A 15,499-nucleotide genomic window follows, 5' to 3' on the forward strand; every position below is an offset into this window, starting at 1 on the left:
GGTGACTGTCATGCCCCTGCAGGGGCCGCGCCCTACTATGCCGGTCCGCCGCGCCGGACGGGGGCGGGGGAGGCGACCGCGAAAAGATCGGGACAATCAGTGGTGTCCTGTCCGAACCGTCCCAAGGACCCTCACGTGACCGAGCGCGTCATCGACCGTCCCCGCAGCCGCGGGTTCCTCTTCCTCGACTCCCACCCCGCCGGGTGCCGACAGCTGGTCTCCGACATGTGGGAGGCCGTGGACGCCCCGGCCGCACCGCCGTCGGCCGACGGCCCGGTGGCCCTCGTCATCGGCTCGTCCGCCGGTTACGGGCTGGCCGCCACCTTGGCCGGTCTCAAGCGCGCCGGGATCCGCGGCATCGGCGTCTGCTTCGAGAAGCCGGCCACCGCCCGACGCACCGCCACCGCCGGCTGGTACCGCACCGCCGCGACCGCCGAGCTGGCCCGCGAGGCCGGGCGGGACATGGTCTTCCTCAACGGGGACGCGTTCTCCGACGCGATGAAGGAGCAGGTCGCCGACCTGCTGGTGGAGCGGTTCGGCGGCAAGCTGGACTACCTGATCTACTCGGTGGCCGCGCCGCGGCGCACCGACCCCGAGACCGGCACCGTGCATGCCTCGGTCCTCCAGCCGATCGGCACGTCGTCCCGCACCAAGACCCTGGTCTTCGACGACGAGGGGGCGCCCGAGGTCAAGGAGGTGGAGACCGCGCCGGCCGCCGAGGAGGACATCGCGCAGACCGTGGCGGTCATGGGCGGCGCCGACTGGGAGCGCTGGATCGACCACCTGGCCGGCCGCGGTCTGCTCGCCGACGGCTTCGCCACCGCGGCGCTCTCCTACATCGGCTCGACGCTGACCGAGGCGATCTACCGCAAGGGCACCATCGGCGCCGCCAAGGCGCACCTGGAGGGCACCGCGCGCGCCCTCGACAAGCGGCTGTCCGAGCTGGTCGGCGGGCGCGCGGTGACCTCCGTCAACGGCGCCGCGGTCACCCAGTCCTCCACCGCCATCCCCGGCATCGCGCTCTACGTCGGGCTGCTGCGCGGCGTCCTCGACGAGCGGATGGTGCCGCCGACCGCGCAGCTGAGCGCCCTGTGGGACCAGCTCACCGGGGTCCGCCCGCTCGACCTGGACGAGGAGGGCCGGATCCGCCTGGACACCTGGGAGTTGGACCCGGAGATCCAGGCCGCGGTCGCCGAGCGCTGGCAGGCGGCCACGACGGAGGACATCGCGCACCTCGCCGACCTGGGCTGGTTCCACGGCGAGGTGCACCGCCTCTACGGCTTCGCGGTCCCCGGCGTCGACTACGGCGCGCCGGTCGACATCGAGGTGCCGTGGCCGGGGCAGCCCGCCTGACGGCCGCGGCCCCGGCCAGGAGCCCTCGGACGGGCCCTGACTAGGGCCTGGCCGCCACCCGGGGATCCCGGCGGCCCGCCCCGACCGCGTGCCGGTACTCCTCGATCTGCTCGCGGGTCGGGTACCACTTCTTGTCGCAACGGTGGCAACGCCAGCGCCAGTTGTCCCAGTGGAACTCGGTGGTGGTGGTGTCCTTCCACAGGTGGTCGTCGCAGTCGGGCGTCGGGCAGTGCGGCGGCGGCAGGGGCATGACGGGCCGGGCCTTCCGTGGGCCGGGGCGGGTCCCCGGCTCGGTCGGGGACGGGCCCCGGGTGGGGTGGGGGCGCCTCCCAGCCTGGAGCGCGAAGGCGTGCGTGGTGGCCCGGCGTGACCGCGGCCATACGATCGGGTGACCGCTGGTGTCGCGGCTGACGGGCCCCGCCCGGCCCGCGGTTCGCCCCGGACGAGCAGGTCGGCCGGGCCGTCGCGGGACCGGACATGCGATCACGGATGATCGGCGATGCGATGGAGTCATGACCACGACCAGGCGGGTCGCGGCGCGGCTGCACCGCCTCTTCGAAGCCACCTGTGACCGCATGCCGTCGGCGACGGCGCTGGAATGCGGGCCGCACGTGCACACCTACGCCGAACTCGACGCCCGCGCCAACCGGCTCGCCCACCACCTGCGGGCACGGGGCATCGGCGAGGGGTCCCGGGTCGCGATCCTGGTGCCGCGGTCGGTGGACATGTACGCCGCGCTGCTGGCCGTGGGCAAGGCGGGCGGGACGTTCGTCCCGATCGACCCGGCGGCGCCCGCCGAGCGGGTCGCCTTCATCGTGACGGACGCCGAGGTGGACGCGGTGCTGACGGTGGCGGCGCTGGCGGCGACGGTGGACGGCCTGCGGGCGCGGGTGGTGGCGCTGGACGCGGCGGCGGCGGAGCTGGCCGCCGCCCCGGCCACCCGGCCGCTGCCGGCCCCGGCGCGGCGCACCGCCCCGGCGGGGCCCCCGGGCCGGGAGGCCGACGACCCCACCGACCCGCTCGCGTACATCATGTACACCTCGGGCTCCAGCGGCCGGCCCAAGGGCGTGGCCATCGCCCACTCCAGCATCTGCAACTTCCTCGCCGTCGTCCCCGCCGTCTACGACGTGCGCCCGGACGACCGGGTCTACCAGGGCATGACGCTCTCCTTCGACTTCTCCGTCGAGGAGATCTGGCCCACGTGGACGGTCGGCGGGACCGTCGTCGCGGGGCCCCCCGGCACCGGATCGGCGCGGCTGGGCACCGAACTCGCCGACCTCCTGGAGGAATCCGGCGTCACGGTCTTCTACTGCGTGCCGACGCTGCTGGCCACGATCCCCCGGGACCTGCCGGCGGTGCGCAGCATCGTGGTGGGCGGCGAGGCATGCCCGGCCCGGCTCGTCGAGCGGTGGAGCCGGCCGGGCCGGCGGATCCTGAACACCTACGGGCCGACCGAGATCACCGTCACCGCCACCGTCGGCGAACTCCGGCCGGGCCGGCCGGTCACCATCGGCCGGCCGCTGCCCACGTACACGGTGGTGCTCCTCGACGACCTGCTGCGGCGGGTCCCGGACGGGGCGGTCGGCGAGATCTGCGTGGGCGGCCCCGGCCTCGCCCGCGGCTATGTGGGACGCCCGGACCTGACCGCGGAGCGCTTCATCGTGCACCCGCTGGCGCCCCGCGGCGGCCGGCTCTACCGCACCGGCGACCTCGGCCGGATCACCGCGGACGGGGAGATCGAGTTCCTGGGGCGGGCCGACGACGAGGTGAAGGTCCGGGGCTACCGGGTGGACCTCGGCGAGATCGACAACGTGCTGCTGGAGGACCCCGGGGTGGCCGAGGCGGCCACCGCGCTGGTGGCGCTGCCGAACCGGAACGGCGAGGGCGAGGGCCGGGAGTTGTCCGCCTACGTGGTGCCGGCGCCGGACCGCGGCGGGCAGGCGGGCACGGCGGACGGGGACGCGCTGGTGGCCCGGCTGCACCAGCGCCTGCGGCACCGGCTGCCGGCCTACATGGTGCCGCCCTTTCTGGACATCCTCCCCCGGTTGCCGGCGATGCCCAGCGGCAAGGTGGACCGCAGACGGCTGCCCGCGCCCACCGGCCGCAGGCTGGGCAGCGGCGGCCGGCCGGTGGTGCCGCCGCGGGACGAGACGGAGAGCCGGGTACGGGACGTGTGGGCCGAGGTGTTCGGCATGGGACCGGACGCGCTGTCCACCGACGCGGACTTCTTCGGCGATCTCGGCGGGCACTCGCTGCTCGCCGCCCAGGTCGTCTCGCTGCTCCGCAGCCGCGGCATCGGCGGCGACACCGGCGCCACCCTGCGCGACGTCTACGCCCACCCGACGGTCCGGGGCCTGGCGGCCCGACTGGGCGCTCCCGGCGCCACGGAGGCCGTGGGCGGCGGCGCGGCGGCGCGCGACGGCACCGGCGCCGCCCCCGCCGGCCCGCTGCCGGTCCGCCCCCGTCCGCTGCGGCACAGCGGTGCCCGGGTGACCGCCGCGGGCCTGGTCCAGGCCGTGGTGCTCTACGTCCAGCTCTTCGTCCTCACCCTGCCGCTCGCCACCGTCTTCAGCTGGCAGGACGGCACGTTCACCAGCCGGGCCCCGGTCCCGGTGCGGCCCGTACTGGCCGTGCTGGTCGGCTACTTCGGCATCCGCTGGCTGCTGCCGGTGGTCCTCGCCCGCCCGCTGGCCGCCGGGATCCGGCCGGGCCGCTACCCGTTGTGGGGCGCGACCTACCTCCGCCTGTGGACGCTCACCCTCCTCCTGGCCGCCAGCCCGCTCCCCACGCTCGGCGGCTCCCCCCTGATGGGCCGCTACCTGCGGCTGCTGGGCGCCCGGATCGGGCCGCGGACGACCATCGCCACCGGCGTCGTGCCGCTGCCGTCCCTGGTCCGGATCGGCGCGGACACCTCGGTCGGCTACGGCGCCACCCTGCGCGCCTGGCGGGTCGCGGACGGCTGGGTGACCGTCGCCCCGATAGACATCGGCCCCCGCGCCTACGTGGGAGCCCATGCGGTGCTGGAGCCGGGCGCCCGCATGGCGGCCGGCGCCGGACTCGGCGAGCAGTCGGTGATCGGCCAGGGCCAGGCGGTGCCGCCCGGCGCCCGCTGGGCCGGCTCCCCGCCCTCCCCGGTGGCCGCACTGGCCCCGCACATCGAGGACATGCTGCGCGCCGGCGGCCCGACGGAGCGCGGGCGGGCACGGCATCTGGCCGCCGCGGCACTGGGCGTCGTCCTCCTCGAATTCCTCGCGCTGGCCGTCGTGGTCCCGAGCGCGGCACTGATGTGGTGCACCTGGCTGGCCTGGGGCAGCGGGCCCACCGTCCTGGTCGCCCTGACCCTGGCGGCCCCCCTCTACGTCCTCTCCGTGTGCGCCGCGATCGCCGGCGCCAAGCATCTGGTGCTGCGCCGCACCCCGGTCGGCGTCCACCCGGTCCGCTCCGGCCTCGGCGTGCGCAAGTGGCTCTCCGACAAGCTGCTGGAATTCAGCCTCACCTTCACCAACTCCCTTTACGCCACCCTCTACACCGTCCCCTGGCTGCGGCTGCTGGGCGCCCGGATCGGCCCCGGCGCGGAGGTCTCCACCGCCGCCCACCTCGACCCGGACCTGCTCACCCTCGGCGAGGGCAGCTTCGTCGCGGACATGGCGGGGGTCGGCGGCGCGGCGTTCGCCGGCGGCCATGTCGCCTGCCGCCGCACCGAGGTCGGCCGCCGCGCGTTCGTCGGCAACGCCGCCTACCTGCCGGCCGGGACGCGGACCGGGCCCAACTCCCTGATCGGCGTCGGCACCGTCCCCCCCGAGGACGAGGTGCCGGCCGGCACCTTCTGGCTGGGCTCCCCCGCCATCCACCTCCCGCAGCGCCAGAGCAGCGGCACCTTCCCCGAGGAGCTGACCTTCCGCCCCACCCGCAAGGCGGTCCGCCGCCGCCTGGCCATCGAGTACTTCCGCGCCACCATGCCGGCGTCCCTCCTGGGCACCGCCGCCTTCCTCTTCCTCCTCGCCCTGGCCGCCCTCGCCCACAGCCCCTCCCCGGCCCTCCCCCTCCTCCTGGCCCCGCTCCTGCTCATGGCGTCCGGCCTGACCGTCATCGCCGCCTGCGCGCTGCTCAAACTCCTGGTCGTGGGCCACTACCGGCCGCGCGTCGAACCCCTGTGGAGCTGGTTCGTCCGCCGCACCGAGTTCGTCACCGGCCTCTACGAGGCGGCGGCCGTCCCGGCCGGCCTCGCCGCCCTCGCCGGCACCCCGTTCCTGCCGCCGGCGCTGCGCCTGTTCGGCGCCCGGATCGGCCGCCGGACATGGCTCGGCACCACCTTCCTCACCGAGTTCGACCTGGTCGACGTGGGCGACGACGCGGCGATCGGCCCCGGCGTAAGCTTGCAGACGCACCTGTTCGAGGACCGGGTGATGAAGATGTCGAAGGTCACCGTCCGGGCGGGCGCCACCGTCGGCAGCCGCGCGGTCGTGCTCTACGACGGCATCGTCGGCGAAGGCGTCTGGCTCGACGCGCTCTCCCTGGTCATGAAGGGCGAGTACCTCGTCCCCGGCACCGCATGGCACGGCATCCCCGCCCAGGGCCTGGCCCTGCGGCCCGCCGCCCCCTCGCCCGCCGACCCGACCCCGCACCCCACCAGCCCCTCACGGTGAGTCCCATGCCTCCCCCCAACGGCTTCCTCGGCTCCCTCCGCCGGCTCCTCGGCGGCGGCGCACCCCCGACCCCGCCCCTGCCCACACCCGACGGACGCCGGCTGGCCCTGGTCTACCGCGGCCCGGCCGCCCGCCCCGCCGGCTGCTCCGAGGCGGTCGCCTCGCTGCTGTCCTCCGGCCCCTGGAACCTCGACGTCCGCTACATCGGCCCGCACGAGGACATCCCGCTCTCCGCCACGTCCCTGGCACACGCCCATCTCTACGCCCAGCCCGGCGGCGGCTCCCTGGACCCCGCCTACCGCCGCCTGCGCAAGCACGCCGACGAGATCCGCGACTACGTCCGGGGCGGCGGCCGCTACCTGGGCTTCTGCCTGGGCGGCTACCTGGCCGGCGACGACCCGGGCTTCGACCTGCTCCCCGGCGACACCGACCAGTACATCGTCACGCCCGGCGCCACCATCACCCACGACGGCGACACCGTCGTCGAGACCCGCTGGCGCGGCCTCCCCCGCACCGTCTACTTCCAGGACGGCCCGCACTTCCTCCTCGACGAGGGCGCCGACGCCACCGTCCTCGCCACCTACCCCAACGGCACCGTCGCCGCCGTCGTCGCCCCCTGCGGCGCCGGCAAGGTCGCCGTGGTCGGCCCCCACCCCGAGGCCACCGACGACTGGTTCCTCGACGAGGGCCTCCCCGTCCACCAGACCCAGGACCTGGCGGTCGACCTGGTCAACGAGTTGCTGGAGGACTGAGCGAGCGGGCACGCCGCCGGGCGGGGCCGATCGATGTCGGTCCCGCCCGGCGGCGTGGAGGTGTGGTGGTGCGGTGGCTACTTCTTCGGGGCGTTCGGCAGCCAGCTCTTCCACACGTCGGGGTGTTCGTCCACCCACTTCTTGGCGGCCTCGTCGGCCGGCAGGCCGTTGGAGGCGATCATTTCGGAGACCTCGTTCTGGTCCTTCTTGTCCCAGCGGAAGTTCTTCAGGAACCGCGCCGCGGAGCTGCCGCTCTCGGCGAAGTCGGTGTTGAAGTACTTCTGGAGGGGGGTGGTGGGGTACGCGCAGTCGACGGACGCCGGGTCCTTGGCGCCCTTCGCCGCGCAGGCGTCGGTGTACGCGGGGAGTTTGACCTCCACCATCGGCACCTGGTTGAAGAGCCACTGGGGTTCGTACCAGTAGGTGAGGAAGGGCTTCTTCTGCTTGGCGAACTGCTGGATCTGGGTGATCTGGGCGGCCTCGGAGCCGGCGAAGACGACCTGGTAGTTCAGGCCGAGGTTCTTCACCAGCGCCTTGTCGTTGGTGACGTAGGACGGCGAGCCGTCCATCAGCTGGCCCTTGTCGCCGCTCTCCGAGGTACGGAGTTGGTCGGCGTACTTGTTGAGGTTCTTCCAGTTGAGGACGTCGGGGTGGGCGTCGGCCCAGTACTTGGGGACCCACCAGCCGATGTGGCCGGTGACGCCGTTGCCGCCGCCCGCCGTGATGGTCTTCTTGTCCTGGACGTAGCGCTTCTCCTGGTCGGGGTGGCCCCAGTCCTCCAGGATCGCGTCGACCCGGCCCTGGCTGAGCGCGTCCCAGGCGGGGATCTCGTCCACCTGGACGGTGTCGACGTGGTAGCCCAGTTCGTGTTCGAGCAGGTACTTCGCCACCGCCACGTTGGCCTGGGCGCCGACCCAGGTCTGGACGGACAGGGTGACGGACTTCGAGCCCTTGGCGGCGGCGAACGGCGACGCCTGCTTGGTCATGTCGGCCTTGCCGCAGGCGGAGAGCGAGACCAGCAGCGCGCCGGTCGCGGCCGTGGCCGCGAGCGCCTTGGCGAGGGTGCGCGGGCGTATCGGTGTGCGGGACATGGTCAGGCTCCCTTCCCGGTCGTGCGCCGTTCCGTGGGCTGGGTGACCCGGTCGAGCATCAGGCCCAGGCACACGATGGCGACGCCGGCGACCAGGCCGATGGCGAGGTTGCCGGTGGCCAGGCCGGTGACCACGTCGTAGCCGAGGGCACCGCCGCCGACCAGGCCGCCGATGATGACGACGGCGAGGACGAGCACCACGCCCTGGTTGACGGCCAGCAGCAACGCCGGCCGAGCGAGCGGGAGTTGGACCTGGAGGAGGGTCTGCCAGCGGGTGGCGCCCAACGAGCGGGCGGACTCCATGGCGCCGGGGTCCACCTGGCGCAGGCCCTGCGTGGTGATCCGGATGACGGCCGGCAGCGCGTAGACCACGGCAGCGGCGGCGGCCGGGGCGCGCCCCACCGCGAACAGCGCCACGACGGGGATCAGGTAGACGAACTGCGGCATGGTCTGCATGACGTCCAGGACCGGCCGCAGCACGGCCTCGAAGCGCTTGCTGCCGGCCGCGAGGATGCCGACGCCGAGGCCCACCACCAGGGTCAGCGCCAGGGCGGCGAGGACCTGGGAGAGGGTGTCCATCGACGGCTTCCACACGCCCAGGACGCCGATGGCGGCCATCGCCAGGACGGCGGTGAGCGCCGTGCGCCAGGTGCCGATGAGCCAGGCCAGCGCGGCGACGATGAGCAGCACGCCGTACCAGGGCAGCGCGGTCAGGCCGTCGCGCAGCGGGTTGAGCACCCAGTTGGTGAAGTGCGCGGCCCAGTCGGCGGTGCCGCCGACGACCGGGACACCGGAGTAGAGGTGGTTGACCATCCACTCCTTGGCCTCGTTGACCGGGCGGGCGATGGCGAGCGTGGCACCGGCGGGCCAGATCGCTCCGCCGGCCAGCCGGCCGGCGAGCGCGGCCACGGCGGTGATCACGGCGATCCCTGCCCAGGCGGGCCAGCCGCGCAGCAGCCGCGGGCCGGCGGCGGCCGGGGTCGCGCCCAGCTTCTCGCCGGCCGCGGCGGTGGTGCGGTCCATGACGATGGCCAGCAGCACGATCGGGACGGCGGCGGCGAGCGCGGCGCCCACGTCGACGGAGGCGAGCGCCTGGTAGACGCGGTCACCGAGGCCGGCGGCGCCGATCATCGAGGCGATCACGGCCATGGACAGCGCCATCATGATCGTCTGGTTGACGCCGAGGAGGAGTTCCTTGCGGGCCAGCGGGAGGCGGGCGGTCAGCAGCCGCTGGCGTCCGGTGGCGCCGAGCGAGGAGACCGCCTCCAGCACGCCGGCGTCCGCGCCGCGCAGCCCGAGCGCGGTGAGCCGGGCCATCGGCGGCGCCGCGTAGATCACGGTGGCCAGCAGCGCGGCCGGCACGCCGATGCCGAAGATCATGACGACCGGCAGGAGGTAGGCGAAGGCCGGGAGCACCTGCATGGTGTCGAGGACCGGGCGGAGGATCTTGAACAGCCGCGGGGAGAGGCCGGCGGCGAGCCCGAGCAGCGCGCCGACGACGACCGAGGCGAGGACCGCCACGATCATCAGCGCCAGCGTCTGCATGGTCGGGACCCACATCCCCAGGGCACCGCTGACCAGGAAGGACACCAGCGCGATGGCGGCGATGCGGAGGCCGGCGACGCGCCAGGCCAGCAGCGTCACGCCGGCCGTCACACCGGTCCAGCCGAGCGCGAGCAGCAGCAGGTAGACACCGCGGACGGAGAGCACCACGGCGTTGCTGAGGTGGCCGAGGACGTAGACGAACAGCCAGTGGCTGTCGCGGTTGTCGATGATCCAGTTGCTGGCGTGGTCGAGCGGTCCTGAGACGTCCACGGTCAGCGCGCCGGGCCAGGAGGCGCCGGGCCACGCGGACCGGACGAGCGGGACCAGGACCGCCGCGGCGACGGCGAGCAGCAGGAGCTTGGCGAGGCCACGGCGACGCAGCAGGCCCTGTATCGGACTGAGCCTCCCGGCGCCGAGCGCGCCGGGAGTGGTGGGGGGTGCGGCGGTACTCATGCCGACACCTCGCTTCGCGAGGCCCTGCATTCGCACGGCACACACCTTTTGACGATTCTCCCCCAGCCTTCGGCCGGGGGGACCCCCATGCTGCGCTCGCTCATGCGCGGCCTCGCTTCACCGTGCCGACCGGCACGTTCAGCGCGGCGGCGCGCTGGGCCTGGCGCCACTGGCGGAACAGGGCGGCGCGCAGCCGGGCCCGGGGGCTCGCGGCGGGCGCGCGGGGAACGACGGCGCGGCCGGCGCCGCGGTAGGGGGCGGCGGCGTACATCAGGCGGCCACCTCCCCCGGGGCGTCGTGGTGCGGCTGCGGGATCCGGGCCACCACGTTCAGCAGGCAGGCGCTGTCGACGATGCCCAGGCAGCGGCCGCCGTCGACGACCCGGGCGGGCCCGCCGGAGCGGGCGACCGCCTCGATGGCGTCGGCGATCAGGGTGTCGGGGGCGAGCGCGGGACCGTCGGCGGCCTCGCCGTCCTCGGCCGGGCGCATCGCGCGGCGCACGGTCAGCACCTGCTCGCGCGGGACGTCCCGGACGAAGTCGCGGACGTAGTCGTCGGCCGGCGAGCCGACGATCTCCTCGGGCGTGCCGAGCTGAACGATCTGCCCGTCGCGCATCAGGGCGATCCGGTCGCCGATCCGCAGCGCCTCGGCGAGGTCGTGGGTGATGAAGACCATGGTCCGCCCCTCCTCGCGGTGCAGGCGGACGACCTCTTCCTGCATGTCGCGCCGGATGAGCGGGTCGAGCGCGCTGAACGGCTCGTCGAACAGCAGGACTTCGGGGTCCACGGCGAGCGCGCGGGCCAGGCCGACGCGCTGCTGCTGGCCGCCGGAGAGCTGGCCGGGGCGGCGCTTCTCCAGGCCGGCCAGGCCGACCTTGTCGACCATCTCGGCGGCCCGCTCGCGGCGTTCGGACTTGCCGACGCCCTGGATCTCCAGCCCGTAGGCGACGTTGTCGACGACGGTGCGGTGCGGCAGCAGGCCGAAGTGCTGGAAGACCATGGCGGCCCGGCGGCGGCGCAGTTCCCGCAGCGCGGTGCGGTCCATGGCGCGGACGTCCTCGCCGTCCATCTCCAGGTCGCCGCTGGTCGGCTCGATCAGTCGGGTCAGGCAGCGGACGAGGGTGGACTTGCCGGAGCCGGAGAGCCCCATGACCACGAAGACCTCGCCCTTGCGGACGTCGAAGGAGACGTCGCGGACGGCGGCCGTGCAGCCGGTCTGTTCGCGCAGCTCCCGGGCGCTCAGGTCGGTGACCGAGGCGTCCTCGGGGATCCGCTCGGCCTTGGGGCCGAAGACCTTCCACAGGTTCCGTACGGAGAACACCACGGGCTGCGTGCCCATGTCGTCCGCCGCGGAACCCTGCCCGGACTCGCGGGGGGTGGGGACCGCGGTGGTGTCGGCGGCAGTACCGGTCATCACGCATCACCCCCCTGGGCCGGGGCCGCGCGGAGCAGTTCGACGCACTTCTCCCCCACCATCAGCACGCCGATCATCGGGTTCACCGCGGGCATCGTCGGGAAGACCGAGGCGTCGGCGATCCGGATGCCGTGCAGGCCGCGGATCTTCAACTCCGGGTCGACGACGGCGAGTCGGTCGTCCTTGGCGCCCATCTTGCAGGTGCCGGCCGGGTGGTAGACGGTGTGCGCGGCCTTGCGGACCAGCTCACTGATCTCCGCGTCGTCGGTGACCTCGGGGCCGGGGAAGACCTCGCGCTTGAGCCACTTCTTGAACGGCTCGGCCTGCGCGACCTTGCGCGCCAGCTTGATGCCGTCGACGAGGGTCTGCCCGTCGTAGTCGCCTTCATCCTCGAAGTACTTGAAGTCCAGGGCGGGCTTGACCTCGGGGTCGGCGGAGGTCAGGTAGAGCCGGCCGCGGGCGCGGGACTTGGGGATGTTGGGGGTCATCGAGACGCCGTGCTCGGGGCGCTCGTAGCCCAGTCGCTCGGGGTTGTCGGTGAACGGGATCTGGTAGAAGTGGAACATCAGGTCCGGGCCCTTGTGTCCCGGGTCCCGCTTCACGAACAGACCGGCGTCGGAGTCCATCGCGGAGTTGCCGGGGATCGGCCCGTCGGTCTCCCAGACGATGACCGACTCGGGGTGGTCGATCAGGTTCTCCCCGACGCCCGGCAGGTCCAGGACGCACTCGATGCCCAGCGCCTCCAGGTCCGCCTTCGGGCCGATGCCGGAGTGCATCAGCAGCCGCGGGGTGTCCACCGCGCCGGCGCACACCAGCACCTCGCGGGCGGCCTCGACGTAGACCTCCTCGCCGTCCTTGGTGCGGACGTGGACGCCCTTGGCGGTGGTGCCGTCCAGCTCCAGCTTCTGCGCCCAGGTCTCCAGCATCAGCGTGAGGTTGGGGCGGTCGCCGGCCTCCATGTGGGGGTGGAGGTAGGCGACGGAGGCGGAGGACCGCTTGTTGTTCTCCGGGTGGTAGGAGAGGTCGAAGAAGCCGACGCCCTCCTCGAAGGGCCGGTCGTTGAAGCCGACGACCTCGGGGACGCCGAGCGCCGTCTTGGTGGCCTCGATCCAGTCCGTGGCGATCTGGTTCTGGTCCTTCTTGGCCACCCGCACGATGTTGTTGCGCAGCTTGCCGTAGTAGGGGTCCATCTGCTCGGCGCCCCAGCCGGTGGCGCCGGCCGCCTCCCACTCGTCCCAGTCGGACGGCAGCGGCTTGAAGGAGATCAGGGTGTTGTGGGACGAACAGCCGCCGAGGACCTTGGCGCGGCTGTGCAGGATGTGCGAGTTGCCGCGGGGCTGCTCGGTGGTCGTGTACTCGTAGTCCAGATCGCCGCCGAGCAGGCCGAGCCACTTGCGCAGCGTCAGGACGTCCTCGCGGTCGATGTCGGAGGGGCCGCCCTCGATGACGGCGACGGTGGTGTCGGGGTCCTCTGCGAGGCGGGAGGCGATGACGGAACCGGCGGTTCCTCCACCGACGACGACGTAGTCGTACACGGGCATGAGGGGTGCTCCTTACTGCGAAGTGCGCGCTGAGGCCCGGGGGCCTGGATCCCGGGCCGGAGACGTGACGGGTGGGTACCGGTCAGCCGGCGAACCAGCGGACGGGCTGGGGCCGCAGGTTCTCGTAGATGTGCTTGCTCTCCCGGTACTCGTCGAGTCCGCTCGGGCCGAGTTCGCGCCCGATGCCGGACTTCCCGAAGCCGCCCCATTCGGCCTGCGGCAGGTAGGGGTGGTAGTCGTTGATCCACACGGTGCCGTGCCGCAGCCGGGCGGCCACCCGGCGCGCGCGGGCGGTGTCGGCGGAGAACACCGCGCCGGCCAGTCCGTACTCGGTGTCGTTGGCGAGCGCGACGGCCTCGTCCTCGGTGCGGAAGGTCTCGACGGTGAGGATCGGCCCGAAGGTCTCCTCCCGGACCACCTTCATCCCGCGGTGGCAGCCGTCCAGCACGGTCGGCCGGTAGAAGTAGCCGCCGGCGGGACGGACGTCGCTGGGCTCGGGGCGGGCGCCGCCGCAACGCAGGCTCGCCCCCTCGGTCAGCGCGGAGGCGACGTACGCCTCGACCTTCTCCAACTGCTGCTGGGAGACCAGCGGGCCGCACTCCACGCCCGGCTCGGTCCCCCGGCCGAGCGTGATCTTCTCGGCGCGGCGGGCGAGTTCGGCGACGAAGCGGTCCCGCACGGACTCCTCGATGATCAGCCGGGCGCCGGCCGAGCACACCTGCCCGCTGTGGATGAACGCCGCGTTCAGCGCCTGGTCGACGGCGGTGTCGAAGCCCTCGTCGGTGGCGCAGGCGTCGGCGAAGACCACGTTGGGGTTCTTCCCGCCCAGCTCCAGGGCGATCTTCTTGGCGCCGGAGACCGCCGCCGCGCCCGCCTTCGTGCCGCTGGCCAGCCCGCCGGTGAACGAGAAGAGGTCCACGTCGGGGTGGTCGGCCAGCCGCTGGCCGACCGGCAGCCCGGCGCCGGTGACGATGTTGGCGACGCCCTCCGGCAGACCCGCCTCGACCAGCAGCCGGATCAGGTACACCGTCGAGAGCGGGGTGACCTCGCTCGGCTTGATCACGAAGGTGTTGCCGGCCGCCAGCGCCGGGGCGATCTTCCAACTCGCCTGGAGCAGCGGGTAGTTCCAGGGCGTGATCAGCGCGCACACGCCGACCGGTTCGTGGACGACGACACTGTGCACGTCCGCGCTGCCCGCGTCCACGACCCGGCCGCCGCTGTCGTTGGCGACCAGGTCGGCGAAGTAGCGGAAGGCGTTGGTGACGTCGTCGACGTCGACCCCGCCCTCTTCCAGGGTCTTGCCGGTGTCCCGGCTCTCGATCAGGGCGATCTGCTCGCGGTCGCGCTGGAGCAGGTCGGCGACCCGGCGCAGCAGCGCCGCCCGCTCGGCGACCGGCGTGCGGGGCCACACCCCGGCGCCGCCGTCGAAGGCCGCCTTGGCCGCCGCGACCGCCGCGTCGGCGTCCTCGGCGCCGCCCTCGGCGACCACCTGCAGCGTCGTGGCGTCGGCGGGGTCCAGGACCTCGCGCGTGGCGCCGGAGACGGCCGCCCGCCACACCCCGCCTACGTGAATGGTCTCGCTTGTCTCGGTTGCCGCCACGACGATCTTCTGCCTTCCGCTTACCGATGTGTTGCGCCGGCGGCCCGGGGCCTCGGTGATCGCCACTGAGGCAACCGCCGGCCCGCCAGCAACGGGGACCCCTAACCCAAAGCTCCGTTCCTATGCGCAAACATTCATCGAAAGTGACACGAGTCACCGCCGAGTGCCCGACTCCTCCGCATGCGCCCGAATAGACCGGAACGTACGCTAAATAGCCGTATGCCCACCCCGGAGCCTTCCGAGCGGCCCACCGCGGCCCCGGGAGCCCCTCCGGACGGGAGGTGCTGAGATGACCCGCAGACGCCGCTCCCTCACCGCCCTGGCCTGCGGCGCGGCCGGGGCGGCCCTGACCGCCACCTGCATCGCCGCGGTCCCGGCCGACGACCCGGGCGACGAGGGCGACCTCGCCCACAAATCCGCCCAGGAGATCTCCGACGACGCCCTGCACAGCCTCCTCGGCGCGAAGTCCCTGCGCATGCGCACCGAGACCTCCACCGACGACACCAAGCTCGACCTCACCCTCGACCAGGACGGGAACTGCAACGGCAACATCGACAAGGGCAAGCTCGGCCGGGTCGACCTGATCAAACGCGGCAAGGACGTGTGGCTGAAGCCCGACGCCGCCTACTGGAAGAGCCAGCTGCCCGGCGACGAGGGCACCACCGCGGCCCGCAACTACCAGGACCGCTTCCTCCACGGCACCACCGACGACACCTTCCTCCAGAGCCTGGCCATCGCCTGCGACCTGCACGCCTTCCAGAAGTCGGTGACCCCGCAGCCCCCCGCGCCCGATCAGCCCTCACCCCCCGCGGTCACCCTCAGCAAGGGCCGACCCACCACCCACGAAGGCACCCGGGTCCTGCCCATCGTCAAGAAGACCGAGGACGCCACCCAGACCGTCTACGTCGCGATCAAGGGCACCCACTACCCACTGAAGATCACCACCCAGGTCGACGACGAGAGCAGCACCATCCTGCTCAGCGACTACGACCGGCCGGTCCCCCCGCACACCCCGGCCCCCGGCCAGACCGTCGACATCAACGCCCTGGAGAACCGCACCCAGGCCGCGTGACGTTCGCCCCACGTGACGTTCGTACATACGTATC

Annotated in this window: 11 protein-coding genes; 4 read left to right on the forward strand and 7 right to left on the reverse strand. The window is 73.4% G+C overall.

Annotation, left to right across the window (positions count from 1 at the left end; translation table 11 throughout):
- The first annotated feature begins 135 nt into the window (after positions 1–135).
- Positions 136–1,353, forward strand: coding sequence for an enoyl-[acyl-carrier-protein] reductase FabV (gene fabV / locus SNOUR_RS16265; RefSeq protein WP_067347636.1), 1,218 nt, complete (start codon positions 136–138; stop codon positions 1,351–1,353).
- A gap of 40 nt (positions 1,354–1,393) precedes the next feature.
- Here the strand turns inward: fabV and SNOUR_RS16270 are convergent, their stop codons facing one another.
- Positions 1,394–1,603 carry a hypothetical protein gene (locus tag SNOUR_RS16270; protein ID WP_067347639.1) on the reverse strand — a complete coding sequence of 70 codons (210 nt, stop codon included), beginning with the start codon at positions 1,601–1,603 and terminating at the stop codon, positions 1,394–1,396.
- 262 nt (positions 1,604–1,865) lie between these two features.
- Here SNOUR_RS16270 and SNOUR_RS16275 point away from each other — a divergent pair, with 262 nt between their 5' ends.
- Both SNOUR_RS16275 and SNOUR_RS16280 read left to right on the forward strand, forming a co-directional pair.
- Positions 1,866–5,999, forward strand: a complete 4,134-nt coding sequence (locus tag SNOUR_RS16275; RefSeq protein ID WP_067347641.1) for a Pls/PosA family non-ribosomal peptide synthetase — start codon at positions 1,866–1,868, stop codon at positions 5,997–5,999.
- A 5-nt stretch (positions 6,000–6,004) separates the two neighbouring features.
- On the forward strand, positions 6,005–6,751 hold the full coding sequence (locus SNOUR_RS16280) for a BPL-N domain-containing protein (protein ID WP_067347643.1): 747 nt from the start codon (positions 6,005–6,007) through the stop codon (positions 6,749–6,751).
- A 77-nt stretch (positions 6,752–6,828) separates the two neighbouring features.
- On the opposite strand, the gene SNOUR_RS16285 is transcribed toward SNOUR_RS16280, so the two are convergent.
- The 6 genes from SNOUR_RS16285 to SNOUR_RS16305 all read right to left on the reverse strand — a co-directional run bounded on the left by SNOUR_RS16285 (position 6,829) and on the right by SNOUR_RS16305 (position 14,351).
- Positions 6,829–7,842, reverse strand: a complete 1,014-nt coding sequence (locus SNOUR_RS16285) for an ABC transporter substrate-binding protein (RefSeq protein ID WP_067347646.1) — start codon at positions 7,840–7,842, stop codon at positions 6,829–6,831.
- A 2-nt stretch (positions 7,843–7,844) separates the two neighbouring features.
- Positions 7,845–9,839 (reverse strand): ABC transporter permease, encoded by a 1,995-nt coding sequence (locus SNOUR_RS16290; RefSeq protein ID WP_067358381.1) that lies wholly within the window; start codon positions 9,837–9,839, stop codon positions 7,845–7,847.
- 100 nt (positions 9,840–9,939) lie between these two features.
- Positions 9,940–10,110, reverse strand: a complete 171-nt coding sequence (locus tag SNOUR_RS47155) for a hypothetical protein (protein WP_167739049.1) — start codon at positions 10,108–10,110, stop codon at positions 9,940–9,942.
- The gene (locus tag SNOUR_RS16295) at positions 10,110–11,252 is read right to left on the reverse strand and encodes a quaternary amine ABC transporter ATP-binding protein (protein WP_067347649.1); all 1,143 of its coding nucleotides are present in this window, start codon (positions 11,250–11,252) and stop codon (positions 10,110–10,112) included. Before SNOUR_RS16295 ends, SNOUR_RS47155 begins: the two co-directional genes overlap by 1 nt.
- Entirely contained in the window at positions 11,252–12,793 is a 1,542-nt protein-coding gene (locus SNOUR_RS16300) for a GMC family oxidoreductase (protein ID WP_067347652.1), read from the reverse strand. Before SNOUR_RS16300 ends, SNOUR_RS16295 begins: the two co-directional genes overlap by 1 nt.
- A gap of 82 nt (positions 12,794–12,875) precedes the next feature.
- Positions 12,876–14,351, reverse strand: a complete 1,476-nt coding sequence (locus tag SNOUR_RS16305; protein ID WP_067347654.1) for an aldehyde dehydrogenase family protein — start codon at positions 14,349–14,351, stop codon at positions 12,876–12,878.
- 331 nt (positions 14,352–14,682) lie between these two features.
- On the opposite strand from SNOUR_RS16305, the gene SNOUR_RS16310 reads away from it, so the two are divergent.
- Positions 14,683–15,465: a hypothetical protein gene (locus tag SNOUR_RS16310; protein ID WP_067347657.1), complete on the forward strand. Its 783-nt coding sequence runs from the start codon at positions 14,683–14,685 to the stop codon at positions 15,463–15,465.
- Positions 15,466–15,499: the final 34 nt, after the last annotated feature.

Source organism: Streptomyces noursei ATCC 11455 (genome assembly GCF_001704275.1).
In the GTDB taxonomy this organism is placed as follows: Bacteria; Actinomycetota; Actinomycetes; order Streptomycetales; family Streptomycetaceae; genus Streptomyces; species Streptomyces noursei.

Coding starts and splice junctions, on each gene's coding strand:
- SNOUR_RS16270 (WP_067347639.1), bottom strand. CDS start 1,603: ATGCCCCTGCCGCCGCCGCACTGCCCGACGCCCGACTGCGACGACCAC.
- SNOUR_RS16275 (WP_067347641.1), top strand. CDS start 1,866: ATGACCACGACCAGGCGGGTCGCGGCGCGGCTGCACCGCCTCTTCGAA.
- SNOUR_RS16280 (WP_067347643.1), top strand. CDS start 6,005: ATGCCTCCCCCCAACGGCTTCCTCGGCTCCCTCCGCCGGCTCCTCGGC.
- SNOUR_RS16285 (WP_067347646.1), bottom strand. CDS start 7,842: ATGTCCCGCACACCGATACGCCCGCGCACCCTCGCCAAGGCGCTCGCG.
- SNOUR_RS16290 (WP_067358381.1), bottom strand. CDS start 9,839: ATGAGTACCGCCGCACCCCCCACCACTCCCGGCGCGCTCGGCGCCGGG.
- SNOUR_RS47155 (WP_167739049.1), bottom strand. CDS start 10,110: ATGTACGCCGCCGCCCCCTACCGCGGCGCCGGCCGCGCCGTCGTTCCC.
- SNOUR_RS16295 (WP_067347649.1), bottom strand. CDS start 11,252: ATGACCGGTACTGCCGCCGACACCACCGCGGTCCCCACCCCCCGCGAG.
- SNOUR_RS16300 (WP_067347652.1), bottom strand. CDS start 12,793: ATGCCCGTGTACGACTACGTCGTCGTCGGTGGAGGAACCGCCGGTTCC.
- SNOUR_RS16310 (WP_067347657.1), top strand. CDS start 14,683: ATGACCCGCAGACGCCGCTCCCTCACCGCCCTGGCCTGCGGCGCGGCC.